Raw genomic sequence first — 26,125 nt, 5'->3', positions numbered from 1 at the left:
GAACGTGTTCTAGTCAGTAGTCGACGGGGCTCCTGGTGATCGGGCAGGTCATGCAGTGCCCGCCGCCCCGCCCGCGGCCCAGTTCGGCGCCGACGATCGTGATGACCTCTATTCCGGCCTTGCGCAGCAGCGAGTTGGTGTGGATGTTGCGGTCGTAGGCGAACACCACGCCCGGTTCGACGGCGACGAGGTTGTTGCCGCTGTCCCACTGCTGCCGCTCGGAGTCGTACCGGCTGCCGCCCGTTTCCACGACCCGCAACTCCGCCAGACCCAACGCCGCGGCCACCACCTCGACGAACGGCTTCGACTCGACGACCACGTCGACACCGTGTGCCGAGTCGCCGGGTAGCAGCGTGAAGGTCTGCATGTTGTCGACGATGTCCGGATAGATGGTCACCACGTCGCGGTCGGCGAAGGTGAAGACGGTGTCGAGATGCATTGCCGCGCGCAGTTTGGGCATGCCCGCGACGATCACCTTCTCGGCGGCGCCCTCGGCGAACAACGTCGCGGCCACCTGGGTAATCGCCTGCCGCGAGGTGCGTTCGCTCATGCCGATGATGACGACCCCGTTGCCCGGCACCAACACGTCGCCGCCCTCGATTGTGGCCATCCCCCAGACACTTTCGGGATCGCCCCACCACACCCGCGAGCCGACGAAGTCGGGATGGAACTCGTAAATCGCCTTCATCAACAAGGTTTCGTCGTGGCGGGCAGCCCAGAACAACGGATTGAGCGTCAAGCCTCCGTAGATCCAGCAAGTGGTGTCGCGGGTGTAGAGGGTGTTGGGCAGCGGCGGCATCAGATATTCGGTGACACCGCTCGCTTCGCGGGCGAGCGCCCGGTAACCCGAGTTGATCTCGGCGGGCAGATCGCGCGTGGACAGGCCGCCGATCAAGAGTTCGGCCAGCCGGCTGGAGGGCAGCGAGTCCAGGAACCCGCGGGTGTCGTCGACCAGCCCGAGGCCCACCTCGTTCGGCACGATCTTGCGGTCCAGCAGCCAGGCCTTCGCCGCCGGGTCCGAGACGGTTTCGGTCAGGACGTCGTGCAACTCGACGACCTCTACGCCGCGGTCGCGCATCTTGTCCATGAAGTCGAAGTGGTCGCGGCGCGCATTTTGCACCCACAGCACGTCGTCGAACAACAGCTCGTCACAGTTGGTCGGGGTCAGCCGTTCGTGGGCCAGGCCGGGCGAGCAGACCAGCACCTTGTGCAGCTTGCCGACCTCGGAGTGCACCCCGTAGGCCTGTGAGGGTTGCGTGGCGCTCGTGGGTTGCGTCATGGTCGGTCCCTTCGTCGCTAGATCTCGATCGCACCGGTTGCAAGGCTCACCACGCCGGCCAGGGCGCCCACCACGATGATGGCGAACAACACCAGTTCGGCGGGGCTGAACACTCGCAGACTGCGTTCGCGCCGGGCCTTGAAGTACAGCGCGGCGGCGGGCGCGTACAGGATGCACGACAGCAGCAGCTTGTCGAATCCCGCCGCGTAAATCAGAAACAACGTGTAGATCGTTGCCACCGCGGCGATCACCATGTCTGGAACGAGCGATTTGCCACCCCCGTAGGTCTCACGGGTTGCGGTCAACTTCAGCGCATAGGCGGCCGCGAGCAGATACGGAATCAGCGATAGCGCGGCAGTCAGGTCGAGCATGAAATCCAGCGCGTCAGAGGCGAACAACAGCGCAACGAGCAGCAGCGAGATCAGCCCGGCCGCCATCATCAGCGCGGCGACCGGCGCGCCGTGACTGTTCGTGCGGGCAAGGAATCGCGGCATGTCATCGGTCTTGGCGGGAATGTAGAGAACCTCGGCGGACATCAGCGTCCAAGCGAGATAGGCGCCCAGCACGGACACGATCACACCCACTCGGATGAAGATCGATCCCCAATGCCCGACAACGGATTCCAGCACCGCCGCCATCGACGGCTGACTGACGTTGGCGAGTTCGCCCTGTGGCATCACGCCATACGACACCAGCGTGACCAGTGCGAAAACGCTCAGCACACCGAGGAACCCGATGACGGTGGCCCGTCCGACGTCCTCGCGCTTGCGCGCCATCCGCGAGTAGACACTCGCGCCTTCGATGCCCAGGAACACGAAGACCGTGATCAGCATGGTCCCGGTGGCCTGGTCCCAGATCGACGCGAACGTGTATCCCTCGCCGCCCCAGAAGTTGTCGGCAAAGACGTCGGCCTTGAACGCGATGATCGCGATCACGATGAACACCAAGATCGGCACGACCTTGGCAATGGTGACGATGTAATTGATGACCGCGGCGTCCTTGACGCCGCGCATTACGAGCAGGGCGAACAGCCACACACAGATGGCGGACACCACCACTGCGAGCACCGTGTCGCCGCCGCCGAAGCCCGGCACAAGCGCGCTCAGCGTTGCGGTGATGAGCACCCAATACGAGGTGTTTCCCGCGCAGGCCGATGCCCAGTATCCGATGGCCGAATTGAATCCCACGTAGTCGCCGAACCCTGCCTTGGCGTACGCGAAGATGCCCGCGTCCAGATCCGGTTTGCGCATCGCCAGGCGCTGAAAGACGAAGGCCAGCATCAACATTCCAGTACCGGCGATGGTCCAGGCGATGACGGCGCCGAGCACGCCGGTCTCGGTGCCGAACCGACGCGGCAAGAGGAAGACGCCGGATCCGATCATCGATCCGATGACCATCGCCGTCAGAGTCGGAAGACTGACCTTCTGATCTTTCGGTGCAGTCTCCACTTCGGTAGTTGCCATCGTCCACACCCCGGCTTCTCAGTGAGGCAACACTGCCACGACCTCGAACCTGGGCAGAATATCCGATCAACGCGGCCGTGGTGGCCGCATCGATCAACTGGAACTGCCGAAACCGGTGCATCCCTTGTGGTTCCGACGTGGTGGCATTACGCCAGCAAACTTTCTACAGGTCGGAGAGGATCTGCTGGCGCTTCGTCGCGTACTCCGCATCGGAGATGGTGCCCATCGCGCGCAGTGTCTCCAGTTCCTGCAACCGCTGTGCGGTCGACGGCTGCGGGGCCGCCATGGCTGCGACCGGCGGAGTCCACGCGCCGACGGGTGGGGGCTGGGGTGGCGCAGGCGGGGGTGCCATGTGCGCAGGCGGCGGCACCTGCTGGGCCGCGGTGCGACGTACCACGTCCATCACCTGCTGGCGCACCGCGGGATTGGACCGGATGTCGATGGTGCCGTTCATCGGCACGTTGTTGGCTTTGAGGATCTGCATGATCTCCATCAGCGGCCCGGCCTGCCCCGACAGGTCGTAGGTTCGGTTGTCGTCGGCGAGGGAGAACTGCGCAGGCACGATTCCCGTCACCAAAGCGCTTCGGTTCCAATCGATCTGATACTGATTGGTGACCGGGTCGACGAGGACGGCCAGTTTGCGTCCTGTGATCATGGGCAGCCGCGTCACCGAGGCGATCACCGAATCCTGCGTGTCGAACGGTGTCAGACCCGGCCCCTCGATATGCAGGTCGAGCTTCACCAGCGGCTGGTCGTTGATCCGGGTTCCGGTCTCCTTGATGCCGGTGATCTGCGCCAGCGCCAAGACCCCGGTGGCCTCCAGCATCTGGGTCTTGTGGTCGGACTTGGCGCCGTAGTTCGCGAGCGCCAGTGCGATCAGCACGTCGGCCGCGGTGATCAGCAGACCGACCCAGAACATCCACTTGATGATGCTCATCTGACCCAGCCAGAAGTACGTCACCAGGAAGATCGGCCCAACCAGGCCACCACACAGCAGCACCATGAGCTGCGCCTTCAGATAGCGACCCAACATCTGCCATCCCCCTCGGTCAGCCGGGCGTCGTCAGCCGGGCACTCTTGCAGGTCAGAGTAACGTCAAGTCGCGATTTTTGGCCGAGTTGCGTGACTGTGTGGCTAACATCGATGCCGTCACCGCCGCGATATCGTCGGTGCGTGCCTCCGGCGGCGAGCACCACCCGGTCCCGGTGGGTGCTGGCTGCCGTGTCGACCGCACTGTTCTGCGTGCAGATCGACTACTTCGCGATGAATCTGGCCCTGCCGCGGATGGCTCGAGATTTGCACAGCAGCTCCACCGACCTGCAGTGGGTGATCAGTGTCTACATGCTGACGCTTGGGGCGTTCATGGTGCCGGCCGGACGGATCGGCGACGTATTGGGGCGCCGCCGGGCACTGCTGGGTGGCATTGCGCTGTTCGCCGTCGCGTCGGTGTTCTGTGCGCTGGCGCCGTCCGTGGGCGCGGTCGTCATCTTCCGTGCGCTGCAAGGCTTGGGCGCAGCGTTCATCTTCCCGGTGTCGGTGAGTGTGCTGACCAACGCATTCCCGGCTGCGCGGGCCGCAGGTGCCATCGGATGGGCCTACGGCATAGCGGGTTTGGGCAATGCAGCCGGCCCCGTATTCGGCGGCCTGCTGACACAGACGGTCGGTTGGCGGTGGGTCTTCTGGCTGCTGGTTCCATTGGCGGCAAGCGCGTTCGCCATCGGCGCGCTGACGATCACCGAGTCTTCGGACAGCACGGTGCCGCGGCGCATCGACGTCACCGGCCTTGCCCTGATCACAATCGGGATCGGTTTGTTCACGTTGACCTTCGACCGAGCCTCGGCGTGGGGGTGGCTGTCACCCGCCACGATCGCGGCGTTCATCGTCTCGGCCGGATTGCTGGTCGCGTTCGTCATCGCGGAAAGACGGATCCGCTGGCCGCTGGTCGACCTCTCGCTCCTTCGCGACTCCCGCTTCGTGGTCGTGGTGGTCGCGGGCACCGTCTGCAACATCGCCTACGCCATCACGATCTACCTGTCGACGCTGAACCTGCAGCAGGTTCGGGGCCTCGATCCCCTCGTGGCCGGTCTGGCGTTCCTTGGCCCGTCGGCAGGTGCGGCGATCGGCGGCGTCCTGTCCGGCAGACTCGCGACGAGGTTGGCTCCCCTCGTGGTCGTCGGCGGCACCGGCGTGCTCGCCGCGATCTCGCTTGCGGCACTGGCCATCACCGACGACTGGGTGCCCTACCTGAGCGCCCTGACGATGTGCGGCTTCACGATGGGCCTGGTGTACGCATTCACCACGGTGGCGACGCAGGCGGTCGTTCCGCCGGAACGCGCAGGCGCGGCCGCGGGGCTGACGTTGACGTCGCTGGTCACGTTTGCGGGTGTCGGCGTTGCGGTATCGGGTGCCGTGCTCGAGATGCTGCAGCAGCGCGGCATGTCGATGGGAGGAGGGATTACCGCGATCCTTCTCGTGCTGGCGGCAGTACTGCTGCCCGCGTCGGCGGCGGTGTTGTGCTACCGGCGCCGGCCCGCGTCAGCTGACTGAATGCAGGGTCAGAAGCCGATGCCGATCGGGGTTCCGGGAATCCCGATCCCGATGCCCGGCAGCTTGGGCGGCGGTGGCAGCTTCGGCATGCCGAACTGCGGCGGCGGAGGCAACTGCGGCAGGCCGATTTGCGGAGGTGCAGGCAACTTCGGTAGGCCGATCTGCGGCAACGCCGGGACCGAAAGGGCCGCGACCTGATCGAGTCCGGGCACTCCCACGCCGGAACCATTGCCTCCGTAGAAGCCGGCGTTGGCCAGGATCAGCGTGGTGATCAGGTCGAACGTGTTGTTGCCGACGAAGTTGAACGCGTTGTTCCCGATCGAGGTGGCAGCGCCGATGATGGCGCCGGTCGTGGCATCAGCGCCGGAGTTCTGCCAGAGATAGGAGGCCGCGGCGTTCTGCAGATTCGAGTTGAGGTCGTTCCAGTTGAGGTTGGGCACTGTGGCGTTGGGCCAGTCGATCGTCGGGACGGTCCCGTTCGACGACGGCGCCGTCGGAGCGATGGCGGCCATCGTGGGGTTCTGCAAGAGGCCCGGGTTGGTACCGGCGGCATTGGCGGCAGGCACGGCGGCCGGTGGCGCAACGGGCGCCGCGACGGGAGCGGGCGCAGGTGCCGGCGCGGGGACAGCTGCCGGTTGCAGCGCACCAGCCGGGGCTGCGACGGCAGGCAGCGCCGCGATGTCGGTCCGGACGGTCTGCGGCTGCGCCGCAGGCTGCGATACGCCGGTAACCGTCCAGATGAGCACGACGACGGCCGTCAGCAGCGCGACGATCCCTGAGATGCCAACGAATACGGCGACTCCCAGCACACGAGACGGCGGCAATGCGATGGCCCGCATCGGCTCTGTCCGGTCCAATATCATGAGCGTCTCCCCGATCCCACTACGATTCCGCCAGACATTTGCAGGCCGCGAGCGTGCTTCACACGTTTACAGTGGACCGCCAGATTAACACTTGCGACGAATCGACGCGGGTCTTGGATTGGTTAGATCGCTTACGGCGCAGCGCAATCCGGCGGGCACCCATGCGCATCGCGGGGACCGGGGCACGTTGCTGAATGACCGCGAGCCGACGGAACATCCACGGCCCACGCGATAATCGCAAGCTGCCCGTAATTGCCCGTTTCGACAATATCGCGCGTCATTCTGCCACGACGTCGACGATCAGGAACGAGAAGTTGTCCTCCGCACCGTTGGCACGGGTGGTTTCGATGATTCGGGCGGCGCAGCGGTCGAGATCGGGTTGCTGGACGGCCGCGGCGAGTTCGTCGTCCGACATCATCCCGCTGACGCCGTCGGAGCACATCAGATAGGTGCCCGACTGCAGGGCCATCGTCAGCACGTGCGGCCCAACCGGTCCCGGCTGGCCCAGTGACTGCGTGATGATGTTCGTCGGCCTGCCCGTCGCGTCGAAGACCGAGTCGTCGACGGAGATCTGCTCGACCGCGCCTGCGGTGATCGAATAGATGCGGCTGTCGCCGACGTTGAAGGCGATCAACTCGTCGGCCAGGCCGCACAGCCCCGCGACGGTCGTCCCGAGCCCGCCCAAATCGTTGCCAGCCCCCACGGCGCGCACCTGCTCGTTGACCATCTCCAGCGCCGACGACACGTCCTGCGCACTGCGCCAGCCCGGCGACACCTGCCCGATCAGGTTGAGCGCCACCCGGCTGGCGAGGTCGCCACCCGCGTGGCCGCCCATGCCGTCGGCGACCGCACACACGAACGGCGGTTCAGGGTCGAAATGCATTGTGGCGACTGAACCGTCGCGTGCCTGACACTGCCAGCCCGCCACCAGAACGGCGTCCTCGTTGCGCTTGCGCAGCAGTCCGACGTCAGTGAACGCCCGGACGGTGAACCGCGTCATCTGCAGTTGTCCTCACTGTTGCCGGAGCCCCCATGCAAGCATCAATGGGACCTCCCCACACGGGAAACGAAAGCGGCGCCCACCCCGCAGGGTGAGCGCCGCTTCCGTTGCAGGCGGAGCCTACTTGTTGATCTTCGTCACGCGGCCGGCGCCGACGGTACGTCCACCCTCACGGATGGCGAACCGCAGGCCCTCGTCCATGGCGACGGGCTGGATCAGCTTGACGGAGATGTCGGTGTTGTCACCGGGCATCACCATCTCGGTGCCCTCGGGAAGGGTCACCACGCCGGTCACGTCCGTCGTGCGGAAGTAGAACTGCGGACGGTAGTTGTTGAAGAACGGCGTGTGGCGGCCGCCCTCGTCCTTGCTCAGGATGTAGACGCTGCCGTCGAACTCGGTGTGCGGCGTGGTGGTGCCGGGCTTGACCACGACCTGGCCACGCTCGACGTCCTCACGCTTGACACCGCGGACCAGGAGGCCGACGTTGTCGCCCGCCTGACCCTGATCGAGCAGCTTGCGGAACATCTCGACACCCGTGACCGTGGTCTTGGTGACGGTCGGCTTGATACCGACGATCTCGACTTCCTCGTTCACGTTGACCACGCCACGCTCGACGCGACCGGTGACCACGGTGCCGCGGCCGGTGATCGTGAAGACGTCCTCGACGGGCATCAGGAACGGCTTGTCGGTGTCGCGAACCGGGTCCGGGATGGACTCGTCGACGGCGTCCATGAGGTCCTCGACGGACTTGACCCACTTCGGGTCACCCTCGAGCGCCTTCAGCGCGGACACCTGGATGACCGGGGCGTCTTCGTCGAACTCCTGGGCGGCCAGCAGTTCGCGGACCTCCAGCTCGACGAGCTCCAGGAGCTCCTCGTCGTCGACCATGTCGGCCTTGTTCAGCGCGACCAGGATGTAGGGCACGCCGACCTGGCGGGCGAGCAGCACGTGCTCGCGGGTCTGCGGCATCGGACCGTCAGTGGCGGCGACCACCAGGATCGCGCCGTCCATCTGGGCGGCACCGGTGATCATGTTCTTGATGTAGTCAGCGTGACCGGGGGCGTCGACGTGCGCGTAGTGACGCTTCTCGGTCTGGTACTCCACGTGGGAGATGTTGATCGTGATACCACGCTGACGTTCCTCGGGCGCATTGTCGATCTGGTCGAATGCGCGCGACTCGTTCAACTCGGGGTACTTATCGTGCAGAACCTTGGTGATTGCTGCGGTAAGCGTGGTCTTGCCGTGGTCAACGTGACCGATGGTCCCGATGTTGACGTGCGGCTTCGTCCGCTCGAACTTCGCCTTCGCCACTTCTGTGTCCTCCTGGACTTGTTGGTGCTTGGTTAAGCAGTGCTGTTTTATTCAGTTGTGTGGTCCCACGAACCGAGGGGTCAGCTTACTGACTACTGACCCGTCGCCTTCGCGATGATTTCCTTCGACACGTTCGCCGGAACTTCGGCGTACGAATCGAAAACCATGGAGTAGTTGGCCCGGCCCTGGGTCTTCGACCGAAGGTCGCCGACGTAGCCGAACATCTCCGACAGTGGCACATGCGCCTTGACGACGCGGGCACCGCTGCGCTCCTCCATGGCCTGAATCTGACCACGGCGGGAGTTCAGGTCGCCGATCACGTCGCCCATGTAATCCTCGGGCGTGGTGACCTCGACGGCCATGACGGGCTCCAGGATCACCGGCTGCGCTTGTGCCGCAGCCTTTTTCAGGACCTGGGAACCGGCGATCTTGAACGCCATCTCCGACGAGTCGACGTCGTGGTACGCGCCGTCGAGCAGGATGAGCTTCAGGTTCACGAGCGGGTAGCCGGCCAGCACGCCGTACTGCATGGCGTCCTGCGCACCGGCGTCAACCGACGGGATGTACTCGCGCGGGATGCGGCCACCGGTGACCTTGTTCTCGAACTCGTAGGTCGCGCCGTCCTCGCCGGTGAACGGCTCGATGCTGACGAGAACCTTCGCGAACTGACCCGATCCACCGGTCTGCTTCTTGTGGGTGAACTCAACCTTGTCGACCGAGCGCTTGATGGTCTCCTTGTAGGCCACCTGCGGCTTGCCGACGTTGGCCTCGACCTTGAACTCGCGACGCATGCGGTCGACCAGGATGTCGAGGTGAAGCTCGCCCATACCGCCGATGATGGTCTGGCCGGTCTCGTGGTCCTGGTTGACCTTGAAGGTCGGATCTTCCTCGGCCAGCTTCTGGATGGCCAGGGACAGCTTCTCCTGGTCGCTCTTCGTCTTGGGCTCGATGGCGACCTGGATGACGGGATCCGGGAAGGTCATCGACTCCAGCACGACCTGCTGGTTCGGGTCACTCAAGGTGTCACCGGTGGTGGTGTCCTTCAGGCCGATGACGGCGTAGATGTGACCCGCCGCCGCGGTCTCCACCGGGTTCTCCTTGTTGGAGTGCATCTGGAACAGCTTGCCCAGCCGCTCCTTCTTGCCCTTGGTGGCGTTGATGACCTGGGCGCCGGAGTCGACCTTGCCCGAGTACACCCGGACGTAGGTCAGCTTGCCGAAGAACGGGTGCGTGGCGACCTTGAACGCGAGCGCCGAGAACGGCTCGTCGGTCGACGGCTTGCGCACGACCTCGACGTCCTCCTTGCCGGGTGCATGACCGATGGCGGCGGCCACGTCCAGCGGCGTCGGGAGGTAGTCGATGACCGCGTCGAGCATGGGCTGCACGCCCTTGTTCTTGAACGCGCTACCGCACAGCACCGGGTAGGCCTCGGAGTTGATCGTCAGCTTGCGGATCGCACCCTTGATCTCCGCGACCGTGAGCTCTTCACCGCCGAAGTACTTCTCCAGCAGCGCCTCGTCGGTCTCGGCGACCGCCTCGAGCAGCTTGGTCCGGTACTCCTGCGCCTGATCGACCAGCTCGGCCGGAATCTCGATGGTGTCGTAGGTCTCGCCGAGCTTCGTCTCGCCGCGCCACACCTTCGCGTTCATCTCGACCAGGTCGACGATGCCTTCGAAGTCACCTTCGGACCCGATCGGGAGCTGGATCGGCAGCGCGTTCGCGCCCAGGCGCTCCTCGATGGTGCGCACGGTGAAATAGAAGTCCGCGCCGATCTTGTCCATCTTGTTGACGAAGCAGATGCGCGGCACGTCGTACTTGTCGGCCTGGCGCCAAACCTGCTCGGACTGCGGCTCGACGCCTTCCTTGCCGTCGAAGACGGCTACGGCGCCGTCCAGGACGCGCAGGCTGCGCTCCACCTCGACGGTGAAGTCGACGTGCCCGGGGGTGTCGATGATGTTGATCTGGTTGCCGTCCCAGAAGCAGGTGGTGGCGGCGGAGGTGATGGTGATCCCCCGCTCCTGCTCCTGCTCCATCCAGTCCATCGTTGCGGCGCCGTCGTGCACCTCACCGATCTTGTAGCTGATACCGGTGTAGTAGAGGATGCGCTCGGTCGTCGTCGTCTTGCCGGCGTCGATGTGCGCCATGATGCCGATGTTGCGGACCTTAGTCAGGTCGGTCAGCACGTCCTGTGCCACGAACTCTTCCCACTCTCGCTTGCTTGATTGCTGTTGTCGTTACGCCCGGGCAGCGGTGCCCGAAGGTGGCCGCCGGAGCGGATCCGCGCCTTACGGGCGCGCTATCACCAGCGGTAGTGCGCGAAGGCCCGGTTCGCCTCGGCCATCTTGTGGGTGTCCTCACGTCGCTTGACGGCGGCACCCAGGCCATTGCTGGCATCGAGAATCTCGTTGGCCAGACGCTCGACCATGGTCTTCTCGCGGCGGTTCTTCGAGAAGCTGACCAGCCAGCGCAGTGCCAGCGTGGTCGAACGCTCCGGGCGCACCTCGACGGGAACCTGGTAGGTCGCCCCACCGACGCGGCGGCTGCGAACCTCGAGTGCAGGCTTCACGTTGTCGAGAGCGCGCTTCAGAGTGACCACCGGATCGGTGCCGGTCTTGTCGCGGGCCTGTTCGAGCGCACCATAGACAATGCGTTCGGCGAGCGATTTCTTCCCGTCGAGCAGAACCTTGTTGACCAGCTGGGTCACCAGCTGCGACCCGTAAACCGGGTCGTTGACCAGTGGGCGCTTCGGCGCGGGCCCCTTGCGTGGCATTAGCTCTTCTCCTTCTTGGCGCCGTAGCGACTACGGGCTTGCTTGCGGCTCTTCACGCCCTGCGTGTCGAGCGACCCGCGGATGATCTTGTAGCGGACACCGGGGAGGTCCTTCACACGACCGCCACGCACGAGCACCATCGAGTGCTCCTGCAGGTTGTGACCCTCACCCGGGATGTATGCGGTGACCTCGACCTGGCTGGTGAGCTTGACGCGCGCGACCTTCCGAAGTGCCGAGTTCGGCTTCTTCGGTGTGGTGGTGTACACGCGGGTGCACACTCCGCGGCGCTGCGGGCTGCCCTTGAGGGCCGCGGTCTTGACCTTGGCGATCTTGTCGCGGCGACCCTTGCGGACCAGCTGGTTGATGGTTGGCATGTACCGGCTTTCTGTGTTGCTTCCGTGGTGCTTCTGCTTGTATTCGGTCGTTCTCAAGTCTGTGTACTGCGGGTTTCGCTCGATCGCGTACCCCGCAACCGGGCGTGTCGCACGCACCCGGAGAACATCGATGTCATCGATGCGCCGTGGACATGCGAATTGGCCCGGCGTGCAGGCATGCTTGCGGAACTACTCAGCCGCAGGCGCCTCGGCCAGGCACGATCGACCACGATACCCGTCCACGGTGGCGCAGGTCAAAGCGCGTCGGACCCGCCCGGCCAGCTGCCAGTTCAGCGCCTTTCCATGCCGACCGCCAGCCGCAGAACCATGTCGGTGAACACTGCGTCCGTGTCGATGTCGTCCATCACGCCCGTCATCTCCAACAGGACGAATCCGTGCAGCGCCGACCAGAACTCGAGTGCCGCATAGAACGCGTTCTCGCCGTCGAGTCCGTACGACGCCAGCACCTCGATGACCGGCCCCGCCGCAGCCCGCGTGGCCTCGGTGTATTCGGGGTCGTCACCGCCGAGGGGCATGCGGGTGAACGCCGAGTAGCGGCCCGGATGGTGATGCGCGTAACTCCGGTAGGCACTGGCCATCGAGGTGACGGCGTCGTCGCGGGTACGACCGTCCCCGACCGTGGTGAGCATGCCGATGATGTCGTCGATCACCCGCATCCGGACGGTCCGCCGCAGGTCGTCGAGACTCTGGACGTGGTTGTAGAGCGACGGGCCCTTGGTGCCGAGCTGGTTGGCGAGCGCATTGATCGTCAGGGCGTCCCAGCCCTCGCGGTCGAGGAAGGTCAGCGCGGCGTTGACGATGGACTCGCGGCTGAGCTTCGTGGTGCGCGCCGGGCCCCTGGGTCGGCCGGCTGCCCCCGACGTCGCCGGCCGGGCGGCGCCGGCCGACTGCGACTCGGGCCGACCTGCCATGTGCGCGTCATCCTTAACTGGGTTGGTCATCGGTGGGTCCGCAATTGGGCCGACGAATGACTCTAGTTCACCCGCTGTTGGCTGAGGTGGGCCAGTTGTTCGGTGATCGAGCAGAGATCGGGCAGCATCGCCGGATTCATCGTCTGGATCGACCAGGTGACGACGTCGTCGCCCTTCGCCACGTAGATGCTGCACGCATTGTCGTCGAAGGCCTTGAAGCCCTTGTTGCCGTCGACCGACAATTCGGTGAGTTCGCGGCCGGCGTTGTGCTCGAGCGTCCGCTCGGTGTCCAGGTCACTGCCGCGGTACCACCACGTCGAGATCCCCATGCCGACGCCGAACGTGCCGATGGCGGTGTTCTCCTGCCAGAAGCAGCCTGCCTCGCTGTCCACGACCTTCGTGAACAGCGTCGACCCGATCACCTTCGTGACGTCGGCGTCGGTGACGCCGTTGCAGGGCTCGCTGCGGAACCCGGCGTCGGGTGCCGGGACCGCGGGACGTGTCGAGGGTGCTGCCGTCTGGTCCGGCCCGCAACCCATCAGGACGGCCGCGCAGGCGACCCCGAGCGCGGCGACGCGTCCCGCTGACGTCGCCATCAGAGGTCCGCGGACAAGGTAGCGGCCAGCAGTTTCTCGGCGGCCTGGCATGGATCGGCCCCGGTCTGCGGACGGAACTGCACCCACCACGCGACGACGCCCGTGCCTGCCGCCGCCGTCGCCGAGCACGATGGGTTCTTGCTGGCCAGCGATGCCAGGAAGGCGGGGTGGCGCTCGATGTCGGTGTCGGTGATCGTTGCGCCGCGCTGCGCGGCCAACCCGCGTTCGCGGTCGAAGCTGCCGGTCTCGAACCACGAGAAGACGACGTCGGTGAGCCCGGCCTTCCCGGCGAGCACGTACTGGCAGACGGCACCGCTGTAGGGCCGAACCACGCTGTCGGCGCCGAGGGTCTGTTGAATCGTCTCGTCGGTCAGCAACCCGCAGCGGTCATCGACGTAGCCGTAGTTGCGGTCCGGGTCGGGGGCGGCGGGTCGCGCCCGTTCGGCGGCGCCCGTGACGGTCTGCGAGCACCCCGCTGTCACCGCCGCGGCGACCGCCACAGCAGCAAGTCCCTTGACTCGGCATCGCATCGCTGCACACGCTACCGAGCCCGGCACGAGCGAGCGACCCCTACGACCGGCCTACCCCAAACGGAACCGGCGAACCGCTGTCGTGGCGGCAACCCAGCAACGTAGGCTGCGGTGATCGGAACCGCCGACGCGAAGGGAGCGCGGAATGCGAATCAGGACGTTGGGCGGACTACTGGCCACGGGCATGGTCGCGGCGACGGCGACGGTGGCGCTCGGGTCGCCCGTGGCGTACGCCAAGAACGGCGACACCCACATCACCGGCCAAGGCATCAGCCAGACCCTCGACTGCAACGAGTCGACGCTGATCGTGACGGGCACCGGAAACTACGTCACCGCGAAGGGATCCTGTTGGGCGATAGCGGTTCAGGGATCGGCCAACATCGTCATCGCCGACAACGTGGTCCACGACATCGTGGTGTACGGAACCGACCAGACCGTGTTCTACCACAACGGTGAACCCTCGGTCTGGGACCGCGGTCGGGAGCTCGGCATGACCAACCGCATCGACCGGGTTCCCGCGTAGTCTGGGGAGCCACGGCGGACCGCGCCGTGCACCGCCCCTGAAGTAAGGAATCCATGCGCGCGCACTCCCGCGGACTCGTCGCAGCCATCGGCGTCGGCCTCCTGGTGGTCGGGCTGACCGGCTGCGGTTCGGAGAGCAAGGACACCAACACACCGACCGCGACGGCAGGCACGTCGGGCGCGCAGGTCGAGGTGGGCAACACCATCAACTACGGATCGTTCGGCACGACGGCCGAGATCGACTGCGCCGACGGCAAATCGCTGAATGTCGGCGGCTCGAACAACACCCTGACCGTCAAGGGCACCTGCGCCAGCGTGAACATCGGCGGCGCGGACAACAAGATCACCTTCGAGAAGGTGGACAAGGACCTCAGCGTCCTCGGCTTGAACAACACCATCACCTATAAGGACGGCGATCCCAAGCTCAACGACGTCGGCTCCGGGAACTCGGTCAAGAAGGGTTGATTCCCTAGCGCAACGGTCAGGCGTGCGCGCCGTGTCTGCCTGCGCCGTCGGCGAATCTCTTGGCCCCGGCCAATGATTCGGCCGCGACACGCGAGAGGCTGGCGAACTCGGCGTCCATCGCGTCGGCCTCCGACATGCCCCACTGGTTGAGTGCGGAGAGCCGGTCCGCCCGCAGGCACAGCTGCGGTAGAGCCGCGAGTTCGGCGGCCATGGCCTCTGCCGCCTGCCGGGCCTCCCCCTTGCCCACGACGCGATTGGCCAGCCCGATGGCAAGCGCCTCCTGCGCTTCGACGGCCCGCCCGGTCAGGATTAGGTCCATCGCCCTGCTGTGGCCGATCAACCTGGGCAGCCGGACGGTGCCGCCGTCGATCAGCGGTACACCCCAGCGTCGGCAGAAGACGCCGAAGACGGCATCCTCCTCGGCGACCCGCAGATCACACCACAGCGCCAACTCCAGTCCGCCCGCCACGGCGTAGCCGCTCACCGCGGCGATCACCGGCTTGGACAGCACCATTCGGCTCGGACCCATCGGTCCCGGGCCGGTGCGATGCGCCGGGTTCATGTCGGGTGTGCCGAACGCCTTGAGATCTGCTCCGGCGCAAAAGGTTCCGTTCTCACCGCACAGGACTGCCACCGAGGCGGAGTCGTCGGCGTCGAACTCCTCGAACGCAGCGAACAGCGCGGCGGCGGCAGGACCGTTGACGGCGTTGCGCGCATGTGGCCGGTTCATGATCACCGTCGTCACGGGTCCGTTGCGCTCGACCCGAACGCCCCCGTTCGCTTCGCTGCCTTGAGGATCGGTCACGTCGCCTCCATCAGTTCGGTGTCGTCTCGCCGTGCCGCCAATTCGGTGGCGAAGTCGTGGTAGACCGAGCGCAGCTGGGCGCCCGGCCAGTCGTCGGGCAGAAGTTCCTGGGGTAGCACCGGGTCGGTCAGGAGGTGCCGAACCATGCCCGCCGCGGCGGCGAAGCGCTGCGGAACGTCGCCGGCAGCGGACATGTCGGCAAGCAGCCGATGTCCGGATGCCGCCCAGGCGGGCAGGTCCCACAGCCGCGCGGTCAGCCCGACCGGATCATCGTCGCGCGCCGCCAACACGCGCACCCGGTTGCGCAGCGCGTCGGTCAGGTCCAGCTCGAGGTTGGCAGGCCGCATCCAAACACCCTCGCGCAGCTCGCCGAACCGCTTGTCTTGCAACGTGCTTCGAAGCAGCGCCCGGGTCTTGGCGTCGGTGCCCACGCTGGTGATCACCAATGTCGTCCAGGTGCCGTCCCAGGCTCGCAGCCGGGGGTCCAGCGCATCGTCCTGGCGCCGCTGCCGGGCCAGCAGCCGCTCGGAGAGCCGGTAGCCGTCGGCCGACCGGACCAGATCACCCGCGCCGACCATCCGGGTCAGCGCCACCCGCAGTGTCGGCTCCTTGATGCCGAAATCGGCTGTCAGCCTGATCAGTCCGCTCGCCGACGCCCACGCCGGATGAGCGCCGAGCAGCACGCTGAGCACCACCGAACGCGCCGTCAGCCGAGACAGCGCGACGCCAGGGGCACCGCGCTTCCCTGCATCGGGCTTGGGCATCGGGCTATACCCCGGACGTCTTGCGGCCCGCGTCGCCGAACGGTTCGTCACGGTTGCGCACGGCGTCCCTGAAGCCGTGCTCGCGCGACTCGGCGACGAACGCATGTCCTTCCGGCGTGTGCCGCGCGACGCCGTCGAAGACGGTACTGACCATCCGGCTGGTCGCCACGCCCTGCTGCAGCAGTGCCGTGGTGAGCGCCAGCTTCGCCATGATCAACTGGTTGACCGGCATCGCCGCGATGCGCTCGACGAGCCGTTCGGTGCGCTCGTCCAGGTCGGCCGGTTCGGGCGCCTCGATCGCCAGACCCCACTCGGCGGCCTGCGTGCCGGTGATGCAATCCCCGGTGAACAGAAGACGTTTCGCGCGCTGATCACCGAGGCGGTGTGCCCACAGTCCGGCGGCGGGCACACCCCACACCCGCATCGGCGGATAGCCGATCTTGGCGTCCGCGGCCGCGATCACCTGGTCGGCGTGCAGGGCGATGTCGGTGCCGCCGGCGACGCAATAGCCGTGAATCTTGACCACCGTGGGCTTGTCGGCGTGCATGAGGCTGGAGAAGCCCCGCACGAACCGGCTCATCATCTGATAGTCGATCATCGGATCCCACGGCTGATCGGGCAGGTGGTTGATGGCCTGTGTCTTCCCGGAGAGCACGGTGTCCCTGTACGGGCTGCCACCGCCCGCGGACGACGAGCCCTCGGCATAGGCGGAGAGGTCGAATCCGGAGCAGAATCCCTCGCCCCGGCCGGACACCAGGATCACGTGAACGTTCGGATCGAGATCGGCGCGCTCGACCAACGCCGACAACTCCAGTGGCGTGTCGGCGACGATCGCGTTACCCCTCTCGGGGCGGTTGAAGGTGATCCTCGCGACCCGGTCGGTGACCTCGTACGTCATGGTCTTCAGATCGTCGAAGTCGACGGGCCTGATGGCGTGCGTCATATGGTGGTCACCTTCCCCCGCGAGCAGACGCAAATGTCCCCCAAAACGGGCACTTTGGGGGACATTTGCGTCTGCTCGGCCGTAGAAGTCATCCCTTGACCAACGCCCGCTCGATGATGGGCGCGAGGTCCAGTCCGGTGGGCAGCGTGCCGAACGCACCGCCCCACTGACCGCCGAGCCGGCTGGCCAGGAAGGCCTCGGCGACGGCCGGGTGCCCGTGCCGGACCAGCAGCGACCCCTGCAGGGCCAGCGAGATGTCCTCGGCCACCTTGCGTGCGCGGTACTGGATGGTCTCGAGGTCGTCGAGTTCCGCGCGCAGAGACGTCACGTGGGAGTCCAGCCGCGGATCCTGGCCGGCGGTGCGGGCCAGCTCGTCGAACAGGACGTCAATGCATTCCGGCCGGGTTGCCATGGCGCGCAACGTGTCCAGCGCACTGACGTTGCCGGAACCTTCCCAGATTCCCATCAGCGGCGCCTCGCGGTAGAGCCGCGGCATGCCGGACTCCTCGACGTAGCCGTTGCCGCCAAGGCACTCCATAGCCTCGGCGGCGTGCGGGGTCGCTCGCTTGCACACCCAGTACTTGGCGGCGGCCAGACCGATCCGGCGCAGCAGCGTCTCGCGCTCGTCGCCGCGCACCGCGTGGTCGGTAGCACCGGCCATCCGCATGGCCAGCATGGTGGCCGCCTCGGCCTCGACCGCCAGGTCGGCGAGCACGTTGCGCATGAGCGGTTGGTCGATCAGGTACGCGCCGAACGCCTTTCGGTGCTGCGCATGGTGGATGGCGCGAGTGAGGCCGCTGCGCATGCTGGTGGCACTGCCCAGGGTGCAGTCCAGTCGCGTGAGGTTGACCATCTCGATGATGGTCGGGACGCCGCGCCCCTCCTCGCCGACCAGCCACGCCGTCGCGCCGTCGTACTCGACCTCGCTCGACGCGTTGGCGTGGTTGCCGAGCTTGTCCTTCAAGCGCTGCAAGAACATTCGGTTGCGGGTGCCGTCGGGCAGCACACGCGGCAGGAAGAAGCAGCTCAATCCGCCGGGAGCTTGGGCCAACACCAAGAACACGTCGCACATCGGGGCCGAGGTGAACCACTTGTGCCCGGTGAGGCGGTAACTGCCGTCGCCGTTGGGGGTGGCCTCGGTGGTGCCGGCGCGGACGTCGGAGCCACCCTGCTTCTCGGTCATCGACATCCCGGCGGTGATACCGGCCTTGGTGGTCGGCACCCGGAGCTCGGGATCGTAGGTCCGGCTGGTCAGCAGCGGCTCGTAGATCGCCGCCAGTTCGGGGTTGTGCCGCAGCGCGGGAACGACGGCGTAGGTCATCGAGATCGGACAGATGTGGCCGGGCTCCGGTGTCCACACCGAGGTCTTCGCGGCACGCACCACGTGGGCACCGGCACGCTCGTCGGCCCACGGTGCGGCGTGCAACCCGTTGGCCACCGCGACCGTCATCAGTTCGTGGTAGGCGGGGTCGTACTCGACCTCGTCGATGCGGTGGCCGTAGCGATCGTGGGTGCGCAGGATCGGCTGGTTGCGGTCGGCGAGTTCACCCCAGCGTTGCGCTTGACTGCCACCCGACAAGGCACCGAGTTCGGTTACCTCTTCGAGGCCCCATTGGCCACCCTCGCGGATCAGCGCCTCGGTGAGTACCGGTGACGTGGCCGGGTTGTAGTTCTCCAGCAGCGGGGCCTGATTGGTGACGACGTGCGTATCTGCCATGCCCCGATGTTACAGTTTTTCGACAGTCGCACAAGAGTCGTAACACGGTGCTGGACGCCGTCAGCGGGCATTGTGGTTGCGGTGAAGCCGAATACGTCCGTCCGCGCCACCGCACTCGACCTCGACCCACAACTGGTCGCTCCCGATCAGACGGTGAGCGGCCAACCACGGACCGGCTTCCACGCCTTGACCGAGTTCGGCGGTGTCGAAGTCGGCGTATGGGAGATGACGCCCGGCGTGATGAGCGACGTCGAGTCGGACGAGGTCTTCGTGGTGCTGTCGGGTTCTGCCACGGTCGAATTCGCCGACGGAGGCGAGACGATTCAGCTGGTCGTCGGCGACGTGGTGCGGCTCGCTGCCGGCGCGCGGACGGTCTGGTCGGTGACCGAGACGCTGCGCAAGGTCTACCTCGCCTGACGCGGATGGCTCGCGAAGAACTGCCACAGTGCCTCCGTTGCGAACGGCGGCCAGTCGTGGCCACCGTCGTCGACGGTGATCAACGTGACGCCACGGCCACCCGCGCAGTCGGCGGTGGACGTCGACACCGCACCGTCGGTGGTCACGATCGGCGGAGCACAGCGGTCGACGTCGCGCCAGAACGCGTTGACCTCCTCGACCGGAGGACCGTCGATGCTTGCGAAGCCTGCGCCGGCTTGACCGTCGAAGCGGATCATCCGGTCCGCAGTGCCGTGAACGTGCACTACCGATGTCGGACGGGGCGACGCGCATGGGTCCAGCTGGGTCGCGGCATCGGGCCCGATCGCCGCGAACAGATCCGTATTGCAGGCCAACGCGTACGTCATCATGCCGCCGTTGCTGATGCCGGTTGCATAGACGCGGTCGGGATCGATGGGGACGTTCGTGGCGATGTCGCGCACCACGGCGCCGACGAAACCGACGTCGTCGACGTTCTGCCGTGCCGGGCGCCCGCAGCAGCCGTTGACGTTCCACGCGCGGCCGACACCGTCGGGGTAGGCCACCACGAATTTCGCACGATCGGCCAATTCGCGCCAACCGTAGGATCTTTCGGCCTGCTCAGCGCTGCCGAAGCCACCGTGCAGCATTACCACCAGCGGAGCGGGAGACTCCACACCGGCAGGGATGTAGAGCCGGTAGTCGCGATCCAGCCCGCCGATCCTCATCGAGTGGGCCGTCGAGCCCTCGGTAAACGTGGGCGGCGCGGCCCAACCGGGCGTCGCACAGCCGGCGACCGCGAGAAGCATCACGACCAAGACGGTCAGTCGGGCAACCACCACTACACGGTAGGTGCCGTCCACTCGTTCGGCCTGCCGGCGAACGACTCCTCCGCCAGGTCTTCGGCGCCGGTACTCACCCGTCGCCGCCGCCACGCGTCGTACCGGTTGATCACGACGACGACGATCGCGGCGAACGCCCAGCCCAGCAGGATGTCGACGACGAAGTGCTCGGCGGTATAGACCAGCGTGAACGCCATGACGAGTACGTAGGCCACCAGCACCGGCCGCCACCCGCGATACACGCGGTGCCAGAGGAACGCCGCCACCGCCGCCGTCATCCCCGCATGTAGTGACGGAATGGCCGCGACGAGGTTGACGCTGGACTGCCCCTGGTCGATGAGCGCGGTGGCGGAGTGCAGATTCAGCTTGCCCCAGCCGCGGGCGACGATCCGCTCCACCCATGCGTTCGCGCCACCTTGACTGGTCTGCATCGCACCGAGGAGGCCGCCGTCGGGCACACCCCTTGCGGAACGAAACATGCACGCGGGGCCGGACGGACCGTCGGCCACGTCACCGGCCGTGCATCGCGCGGCAGCCCACGGCGGTGCGGCGGGCAGCAGCGCGTAGATGATCAGCGCGCTGAAGGACAGCCCGACGAACAGCCGGACGAACGCCTTCCATTCCTCCCGATTACGCAGCCACAGCACGCCCGCCACGATGTACGGCAGGATGAAGAACGACATGTAAACGGAGCTGATCACCACTTCCCACCACGGCGGCTGGGACAGTTTCAGCCGCTCCTGCAACCACACCGTCGGCATCGTTCCGAAGAACAGCCAGCGGTCGGCGTCGACCTGCCAATGCCACAGCGTCGGCCGGCCGATCAGCGTCGCCGCTCCCCTGCTCAGGTCATAGGCGAGCAACACCAACGCGAATGGCAGCCAGTCGCGGATGACGTACAGCATGCGTCGGCCGCGGCCGACGCTCGCCGCCAACAGGCCCGTCGCGATGTACAGCAACAACAGTTCTCGGTTGAACGCGAATCCATCGGTCACCGTCCGGTAGATCACCGCAGCAGCCCATGCGACGACCGCCGCCCACCGCACGATCGTCAGCCGTCGCTCACGCGCCGAACTGGAATCCTCGGCGCGCGTCAAGACGATCGGCGGTTGCTCGTCAATTGCGGACACATCAGCCTCTCGGTACCGGGAGGAGTGATTCCCGCGCTTAGCGTAGTTAACCGTGTCGCCACCCGTCGTTTCACGATCGTTTGGTTAGCGAACCGTTGCCACACCACGATCCCGCCGTCTCGGTGGTGCTCGTGAACCTATTTGACGACGGCGTCGAATAAACGTACATGAGCAAACAAATTTAGAAACGAAGGGTAGCTCGGCGCTCAAGGCCTTGAGCTGCATAAAGAACGCCATTTCGAGCGCTGGGCAAATATTTTTGATTGCCCTGTAGCAATGCTCACCCAAGCGCTAAACTGACCTCGACGTCAACAGCTTTATTCAAGGATCTGACCTGCGAGCGCGATCGCGCCCGCGGGGCGGTGAGTACTGGCCTTGGGGGTTGGGGACGTTGAAATACGGTAATTTCGTGGGCCGAATTGGTGCCCTCGCAGTCGCTCTGGGCGTGGGCTCCGCCATCGCCGCACCCGCGGGAATCGCGTGGGCGAACCCCGACACGACGACCGACTCACCGTCGGTGGGCAGTCAGGGCGCCGAAGGCAGCACCGACACGTCGAGCCCGTCGACCGCCGGCGAAACAGCCACACAGCCCGGCGGGACGGGCGCCTCGCCATCGGCCCCGACGACACCGGCGACCAGGGACGCCGGCAAGGGGTCGTCCACGACCGTCGAGGTGGCACCCGGCGTCACGGTGTCATCCTCGGGAGGTGCCACCGCGTCGACGCACGATGGCGGGCCGACTCCAGAGGACGCGTCCACCGACGACACCGAGGGACAATCCGACGCGCCCGAGGAAACCGTGCCCGACGCATCGGCCCCGGAGCCCGACCCATCGACCCCCAAGCCCACTGCGGTGGCCTCGCCGTCACACTCCAACGACAGCGGGAGGCCGTCGGGAGCGGCAGCGGCATCGGACCCCGCGCCACAGCCGACCACGTCGATTGCCGCGCAGACCTCCGGCGGCGGCACCACTGCCGTTGACGATGTGACCCCACCGGTCTCCCCGACGAGCGGGTCCGCGCCAGCCGCCGGCACGATCACCGCGACGGAACTCGCGGTCGCCACGGCGCCGACCGCCGCGGCTCCCCCAGCGCAGAACCCGATCGAAACGACCATCACGACGGTCTTGAGAAACATCGTCACGCCGGTCTTCTCGGAGTTCCTCGCGGCACTGCAACGCGGGTGGACCGAGTCGCCGCTGGCGTGGATGTTCCTCGCAGCGGCGCGCCGCGAGGTGGGTCCGACCACTGCTCCGACGGCCGACGCGGGGACCCTGCAGATGGCTGCCGCCCAAACCGTGAGCACGGCCGTCGTAAACGAACCCCCGACCGCTCAGGCCGTCTTCACGACCCCCAATCCGACGACGGGCGCCGTGACGGGCCGACTCGTTGGCTCCGACGCGGAGGGCGCCAAGGTCACCTTCACGCTGACGGCCAAACCGACCGTCGGAACCTTGGTCTACAACTCCACCACCGCAACGTTCACCTACACCCCCACGACGGCGCAACGAATCCTCGCCGGCGCCACCGCGCAGGCTGACACGATCGCCATGACCATCACCGCATCGGACGGCACCACCACGGTGCCCGTTCAGATCGACATCCCCATCGGAGCGATTCCGATCGCCGTGCGTACCGACGTTCCCGGAGTGTCCGGTGCCGGAGCCGTCGCCGCGACCAACACGCGCGCGTACGTCACGAACCGCGATGCCGGCACCGTCACAGTGATCGACACGCTCACCGGGACCGTGGTGGGCACCTTCGCCGCGGGAGTCGCACCGGATGGCATCGCGGTAAAGCAGACCGGCACACGGCTTTACGTGTCGAGCTCGACCAACAACACGGTCACCGTCATCGACACGGCCACTGGCGCGGTGAAGGCCACGATCGCCGTCGCTACGCCGAGTGCGCTGACGATGAGCCCCAGCGGCGGCGTGGTCTACGTGACCAACTACGACACCGCTACGGTGACGCGGATCAGCACGTCGACGAACAAGATCGACGCCACCATCAAACTGCCAATCGGATCCCACCCGACCGGCATCGCGGTCAGTCCAGACACCACGAAGATCTACGTCACCAGCACGACGGAGACGGGCGCCACCACGGTGCTGGTCTTTGCGTCGTCTTCGAGAACTGCCGCCGTGATCGGCGGATTGTCCAGCTCGGCAACCGGTTTGGTGGTTAGCCCCGACAATTCCAAACTCTATGTCAGCGCGGCCGACGGTAGCGTCACCGTGATCGACGTCAAGACCCGCGCCGTCGTCAGGACCATCCAGGTGGGTGGCGTCCCGACCGGCGTGGCCATCAGCAAGGACGGAACCACCATCGTCGTCACCGACGACGCCGGTCGGGTTGCGGCCTTCGATGCGTCCAGCGGGACCATGCTCGACGACGTCGCCACGCGCGGGACGTCGGGCCCGCTGTCACAGCGGCCTGCGGCGGCCATCAGCCCGGACGGCACCGAGCTGTACGTCACGGACTACGACACCGGCGTGGTGCACGTCGTCTCGCTCACCGCACCCAACGCCCGCCCGACCGCGGGAACACCGACGACGGGAGTTCCAAGCACGACGAGCGGGGCCATCACGGGAACCGTCGGTGTGACCGATGCGGACGGAGATCCGTTGACCTACAGCGTGTCCGGAGCGCCCACCAAGGGCAAGGTCGTTCTGAACGCCAACGGCACCTTCACCTACACGCCGACGGCCGCTGCCCGGCACGCCGCCTCGGCGGTGAACGCGCCGTCGACCGTCACAGGCGACTCCTTCACCGTCACGGTGTCCGACGGCCGACGTGGCGTCGTGACCACCACGATCACCGTCGCCATCAGCCCGACCAACAAGGTGCCCACGGTGAGCACGACCGTCGGCACGCCGAACAGCAGCACCGGGGTCGTCACGGGCAGCGTCAAGGGCACCGACGGTGACTACGACGTCGTCACCTACACGCCGACGGCGCCTGCGAAGGGCACCGTGACCTTCACGGCCACAGGCGGATTCACCTACACGCCCACTGCGGCGGCGCGTCATGCCGCGATGAAGCCCGGGGCCACGACCGCCGACAAGCAGGACGCGTTCACCGTCACCGTCGCCGACGGGCACGGTGGCGTCGTCACCGTCACGGTCGCCGTGAAGATCAGTCCTGCGAACGCGGCGCCCACCGGCGGCAGCGGCACCGTCACACAGACGGATCCGAGGACCGGAGTCGTCACCGGCAACCTCTCCGCCGTCGACCTCGACGGTGACGCGCTCACCTACACCGCGGCCACGCCGAAGAAGGGGACGCTCGTCATCGGCGCCAACGGCCGCTTCACCTACACGCCGACGGTGGCGGCACGCGACGCAGCTTCCGCGGAGGACGCAACCGCGGCATCGAAGGCCGAGGCGATCGCCATCACCGTGACCGACGGCTACGGCGGGACAGCCACGTTCACCCTGACGGTGTCGATCGAGCCCTACCCGCCTGGCAACCGCCCGCCGGGCAACGGCCATGCCACCGTCGCGACGTCGACGTCGGCCATCGGCACGGTGACGGGAACGGTGAGCGCCACCGATCCCGAAGGCGACCCGCTGACCTACACGGTGACGGGTGGACCGACCAAGGGCGTCGTGACGCTCAATCCGACGACGGGCGCCTTCAGCTACACCCCGACCGTGGATGCCCGCTACACGGCGCTGGTGACCCCCGGCGTAGACATCGACACGTTCACGGTCACGGTAAGCGACGGCCTCGGTGGGACCACCGTGATGACCGTCGGCATCACGATTGCGCCGCCGTCGGCAACCGCCGTGGATCAGCGCCCGACGAACGTCGCCATCCACGCCCCCGACCTGTTGTTCTACTCGCAGACCGACCTCAATCGCGCCCTCCAAGCCTTGCAGGACAACGGAATCGACACGGTCCGCGTCATGATTCCGTGGGCGGCGGTCGAACCCCTGCCCGGATGGTACGACTGGAGCGCCGTCGATCGGGTGGTCAATAGCGCGACGCTGCGCGGCATCAAGGTGCTCGGCATCCTCAACTCGACACCGATCTGGGCGATTGCCCCGGGCACGCTGCCGATATCCGGCCAACCGAACGATCCGGCGCAGTTCGCGAACTTCGCCCGCCTCGTCGCCACCCGGTACAAGGGCAAGGTGGCGAACTACGAGGTCTGGAACGAACCGAACGGAATCCAGTTCTGGATGCCGACACCGAACGCAGCGCAGTACACCACGCTGCTGAAGGCCGCCTACACGGCGATCAAGACCGCCGACCCGAACGCGATGGTGATCGGCGGAGTCGTCGGTGCGACGCTCGACTGGCCGGGTCTCACGGTGAATCCAGTGCGTTTCATCTCGGAGATGTACGCGGCTGGTGCGGCGGGCTATTTCGACGCACTGTCATTCCACCCGTATCTGTACAACAACCCGTTCTCCCAAGGCAGCGCCTACGACTCGCCGCTGAATCAGGCCAAGCGGATCTACGCCCTCATGGTCGCCAACGGCGACGGCAACAAGAAGATCTGGGCAACCGAGTACGGGCAGCCGTCATCGGTGGTGTCCGAGGCCAATCAGGCGTCGTTCACCGGCGACTTCCTGCGGACCTGGCGCGACCTGCCGTTCGCGGGGCCCGCGTTCCTGCACACCTTGCTCGATACGACCGGTTCCGATCCCGTCGAAGCGTCCATGGGGCTCTTCCACCCCGACTGGACGCCGAAGCCGGTGTTGGCCACCGTCGTGCAGGTCATCGCGGAGAACAACGCCATCGAGGCGGCGCAGAACGTCCTGTAGGCAAGAGCTCAAAGCGCCGACTGTGAACGTGACGAGATTCTCGGGCCGACTTCGTCGTGACGCGCACAGTGGAGGTTCGCGTGT

The 26,125-nt window shown here is 66.4% G+C and carries 23 protein-coding genes; 5 read left to right on the top strand and 18 right to left on the bottom strand.

The window, feature by feature from the left end; translation table 11 throughout:
• Window positions 1-13 precede the first annotated feature (13 nt).
• The 3 genes from N536_RS0123070 to N536_RS0123060 all read right to left on the bottom strand — a co-directional run bounded on the left by N536_RS0123070 (window position 14) and on the right by N536_RS0123060 (window position 3,775).
• Window positions 14-1,279 (bottom strand): arginine deiminase, encoded by a 1,266-nt coding sequence (locus tag N536_RS0123070; RefSeq protein ID WP_036437327.1) that lies wholly within the window; start codon window positions 1,277-1,279, stop codon window positions 14-16.
• A 17-nt stretch (window positions 1,280-1,296) separates the two neighbouring features.
• Window positions 1,297-2,742: a basic amino acid/polyamine antiporter gene (locus N536_RS0123065; protein ID WP_029115771.1), complete on the bottom strand. Its 1,446-nt coding sequence runs from the start codon at window positions 2,740-2,742 to the stop codon at window positions 1,297-1,299.
• 163 nt (window positions 2,743-2,905) lie between these two features.
• Complete coding sequence (locus N536_RS0123060; protein WP_029115770.1) at window positions 2,906-3,775, bottom strand: SHOCT domain-containing protein; 870 nt, start codon at window positions 3,773-3,775, stop codon at window positions 2,906-2,908.
• 140 nt (window positions 3,776-3,915) lie between these two features.
• Here N536_RS0123060 and N536_RS0123055 point away from each other — a divergent pair, with 140 nt between their 5' ends.
• Window positions 3,916-5,289: an MFS transporter gene (locus tag N536_RS0123055; RefSeq protein WP_231514609.1), complete on the top strand. Its 1,374-nt coding sequence runs from the start codon at window positions 3,916-3,918 to the stop codon at window positions 5,287-5,289.
• Between the two features lie 8 nt (window positions 5,290-5,297).
• Here N536_RS0123055 and N536_RS40870 read toward each other — a convergent pair whose 3' ends face one another.
• The 9 genes from N536_RS40870 to N536_RS0123010 form a co-directional block, all read right to left on the bottom strand.
• The gene (locus tag N536_RS40870) at window positions 5,298-6,152 is read right to left on the bottom strand and encodes a hypothetical protein (RefSeq protein WP_029115768.1); all 855 of its coding nucleotides are present in this window, start codon (window positions 6,150-6,152) and stop codon (window positions 5,298-5,300) included.
• Between the two features lie 277 nt (window positions 6,153-6,429).
• A complete protein-coding gene (locus N536_RS0123045; protein WP_029115767.1) occupies window positions 6,430-7,152 on the bottom strand; it encodes a PP2C family serine/threonine-protein phosphatase in 723 nt (240 codons plus the stop codon).
• 120 nt (window positions 7,153-7,272) lie between these two features.
• Window positions 7,273-8,463, bottom strand: coding sequence for an elongation factor Tu (tuf, locus tag N536_RS0123040; protein WP_029115766.1), 1,191 nt, complete (start codon window positions 8,461-8,463; stop codon window positions 7,273-7,275).
• Window positions 8,464-8,555: 92 nt separating this feature from the next.
• The gene (gene fusA / locus N536_RS0123035) at window positions 8,556-10,658 is read right to left on the bottom strand and encodes an elongation factor G (protein WP_029115765.1); all 2,103 of its coding nucleotides are present in this window, start codon (window positions 10,656-10,658) and stop codon (window positions 8,556-8,558) included.
• A 104-nt stretch (window positions 10,659-10,762) separates the two neighbouring features.
• Complete coding sequence (rpsG, locus tag N536_RS0123030) at window positions 10,763-11,233, bottom strand: 30S ribosomal protein S7 (RefSeq protein ID WP_029115764.1); 471 nt, start codon at window positions 11,231-11,233, stop codon at window positions 10,763-10,765.
• Window positions 11,233-11,607, bottom strand: a complete 375-nt coding sequence (rpsL, locus tag N536_RS0123025; RefSeq protein WP_029115763.1) for a 30S ribosomal protein S12 — start codon at window positions 11,605-11,607, stop codon at window positions 11,233-11,235. Before rpsL ends, rpsG begins: the two co-directional genes overlap by 1 nt.
• Window positions 11,608-11,897: 290 nt before the next feature.
• Complete coding sequence (locus N536_RS0123020; protein ID WP_029115762.1) at window positions 11,898-12,539, bottom strand: TetR/AcrR family transcriptional regulator; 642 nt, start codon at window positions 12,537-12,539, stop codon at window positions 11,898-11,900.
• Between the two features lie 62 nt (window positions 12,540-12,601).
• On the bottom strand, window positions 12,602-13,135 hold the full coding sequence (locus tag N536_RS0123015; protein ID WP_029115761.1) for a DUF3558 domain-containing protein: 534 nt from the start codon (window positions 13,133-13,135) through the stop codon (window positions 12,602-12,604).
• Window positions 13,135-13,665 carry a DUF3558 domain-containing protein gene (locus N536_RS0123010; RefSeq protein WP_029115760.1) on the bottom strand — a complete coding sequence of 177 codons (531 nt, stop codon included), beginning with the start codon at window positions 13,663-13,665 and terminating at the stop codon, window positions 13,135-13,137. Before N536_RS0123010 ends, N536_RS0123015 begins: the two co-directional genes overlap by 1 nt.
• Window positions 13,666-13,810: 145 nt before the next feature.
• On the opposite strand from N536_RS0123010, the gene N536_RS0123005 reads away from it, so the two are divergent.
• The gene (locus N536_RS0123005; RefSeq protein ID WP_029115759.1) at window positions 13,811-14,188 is read left to right on the top strand and encodes a DUF3060 domain-containing protein; all 378 of its coding nucleotides are present in this window, start codon (window positions 13,811-13,813) and stop codon (window positions 14,186-14,188) included.
• Window positions 14,189-14,241: 53 nt separating this feature from the next.
• A complete protein-coding gene (locus tag N536_RS0123000; protein ID WP_036437322.1) occupies window positions 14,242-14,652 on the top strand; it encodes a DUF3060 domain-containing protein in 411 nt (136 codons plus the stop codon).
• 16 nt (window positions 14,653-14,668) lie between these two features.
• On the opposite strand, the gene N536_RS0122995 is transcribed toward N536_RS0123000, so the two are convergent.
• From N536_RS0122995 to N536_RS0122975, 4 genes are all read right to left on the bottom strand, one after another.
• On the bottom strand, window positions 14,669-15,457 hold the full coding sequence (locus N536_RS0122995; protein ID WP_029115757.1) for a crotonase/enoyl-CoA hydratase family protein: 789 nt from the start codon (window positions 15,455-15,457) through the stop codon (window positions 14,669-14,671).
• Window positions 15,454-16,176 (bottom strand): PaaX family transcriptional regulator C-terminal domain-containing protein, encoded by a 723-nt coding sequence (locus tag N536_RS0122990; RefSeq protein WP_036437420.1) that lies wholly within the window; start codon window positions 16,174-16,176, stop codon window positions 15,454-15,456. Before N536_RS0122990 ends, N536_RS0122995 begins: the two co-directional genes overlap by 4 nt.
• Window positions 16,177-16,225: 49 nt before the next feature.
• Window positions 16,226-17,164 carry a crotonase/enoyl-CoA hydratase family protein gene (locus tag N536_RS0122985; protein ID WP_029115755.1) on the bottom strand — a complete coding sequence of 313 codons (939 nt, stop codon included), beginning with the start codon at window positions 17,162-17,164 and terminating at the stop codon, window positions 16,226-16,228.
• A gap of 88 nt (window positions 17,165-17,252) precedes the next feature.
• Window positions 17,253-18,881 carry an acyl-CoA dehydrogenase family protein gene (locus tag N536_RS0122975; RefSeq protein ID WP_029115754.1) on the bottom strand — a complete coding sequence of 543 codons (1,629 nt, stop codon included), beginning with the start codon at window positions 18,879-18,881 and terminating at the stop codon, window positions 17,253-17,255.
• 81 nt (window positions 18,882-18,962) lie between these two features.
• On the opposite strand from N536_RS0122975, the gene N536_RS0122970 reads away from it, so the two are divergent.
• Window positions 18,963-19,298 carry a cupin domain-containing protein gene (locus N536_RS0122970; protein WP_029115753.1) on the top strand — a complete coding sequence of 112 codons (336 nt, stop codon included), beginning with the start codon at window positions 18,963-18,965 and terminating at the stop codon, window positions 19,296-19,298.
• Here N536_RS0122970 and N536_RS0122965 read toward each other — a convergent pair.
• Window positions 19,286-20,134: a PHB depolymerase family esterase gene (locus tag N536_RS0122965; RefSeq protein WP_029115752.1), complete on the bottom strand. Its 849-nt coding sequence runs from the start codon at window positions 20,132-20,134 to the stop codon at window positions 19,286-19,288. The two genes, N536_RS0122970 and N536_RS0122965, sit on opposite strands and share 13 nt — an antisense overlap.
• Before the next feature lie 2 nt (window positions 20,135-20,136).
• Window positions 20,137-21,267, bottom strand: a complete 1,131-nt coding sequence (locus N536_RS39250) for a phosphatase PAP2 family protein (RefSeq protein WP_051574709.1) — start codon at window positions 21,265-21,267, stop codon at window positions 20,137-20,139.
• Between the two features lie 409 nt (window positions 21,268-21,676).
• Between N536_RS39250 and N536_RS40865 the strand changes: the two genes are divergently transcribed.
• On the top strand, window positions 21,677-26,041 hold the full coding sequence (locus tag N536_RS40865) for a tandem-95 repeat protein (protein WP_051574708.1): 4,365 nt from the start codon (window positions 21,677-21,679) through the stop codon (window positions 26,039-26,041).
• The last annotated feature ends 84 nt before the right edge of the window (window positions 26,042-26,125 follow it).

Source organism: Mycobacterium sp. URHB0044 (assembly GCF_000620625.1).
Classification (GTDB): domain Bacteria; phylum Actinomycetota; class Actinomycetes; order Mycobacteriales; family Mycobacteriaceae; genus Mycobacterium.
Note: the sequence above shows the minus strand (reverse complement) of the source record. Positions and strands in the feature narration are given on the sequence as shown.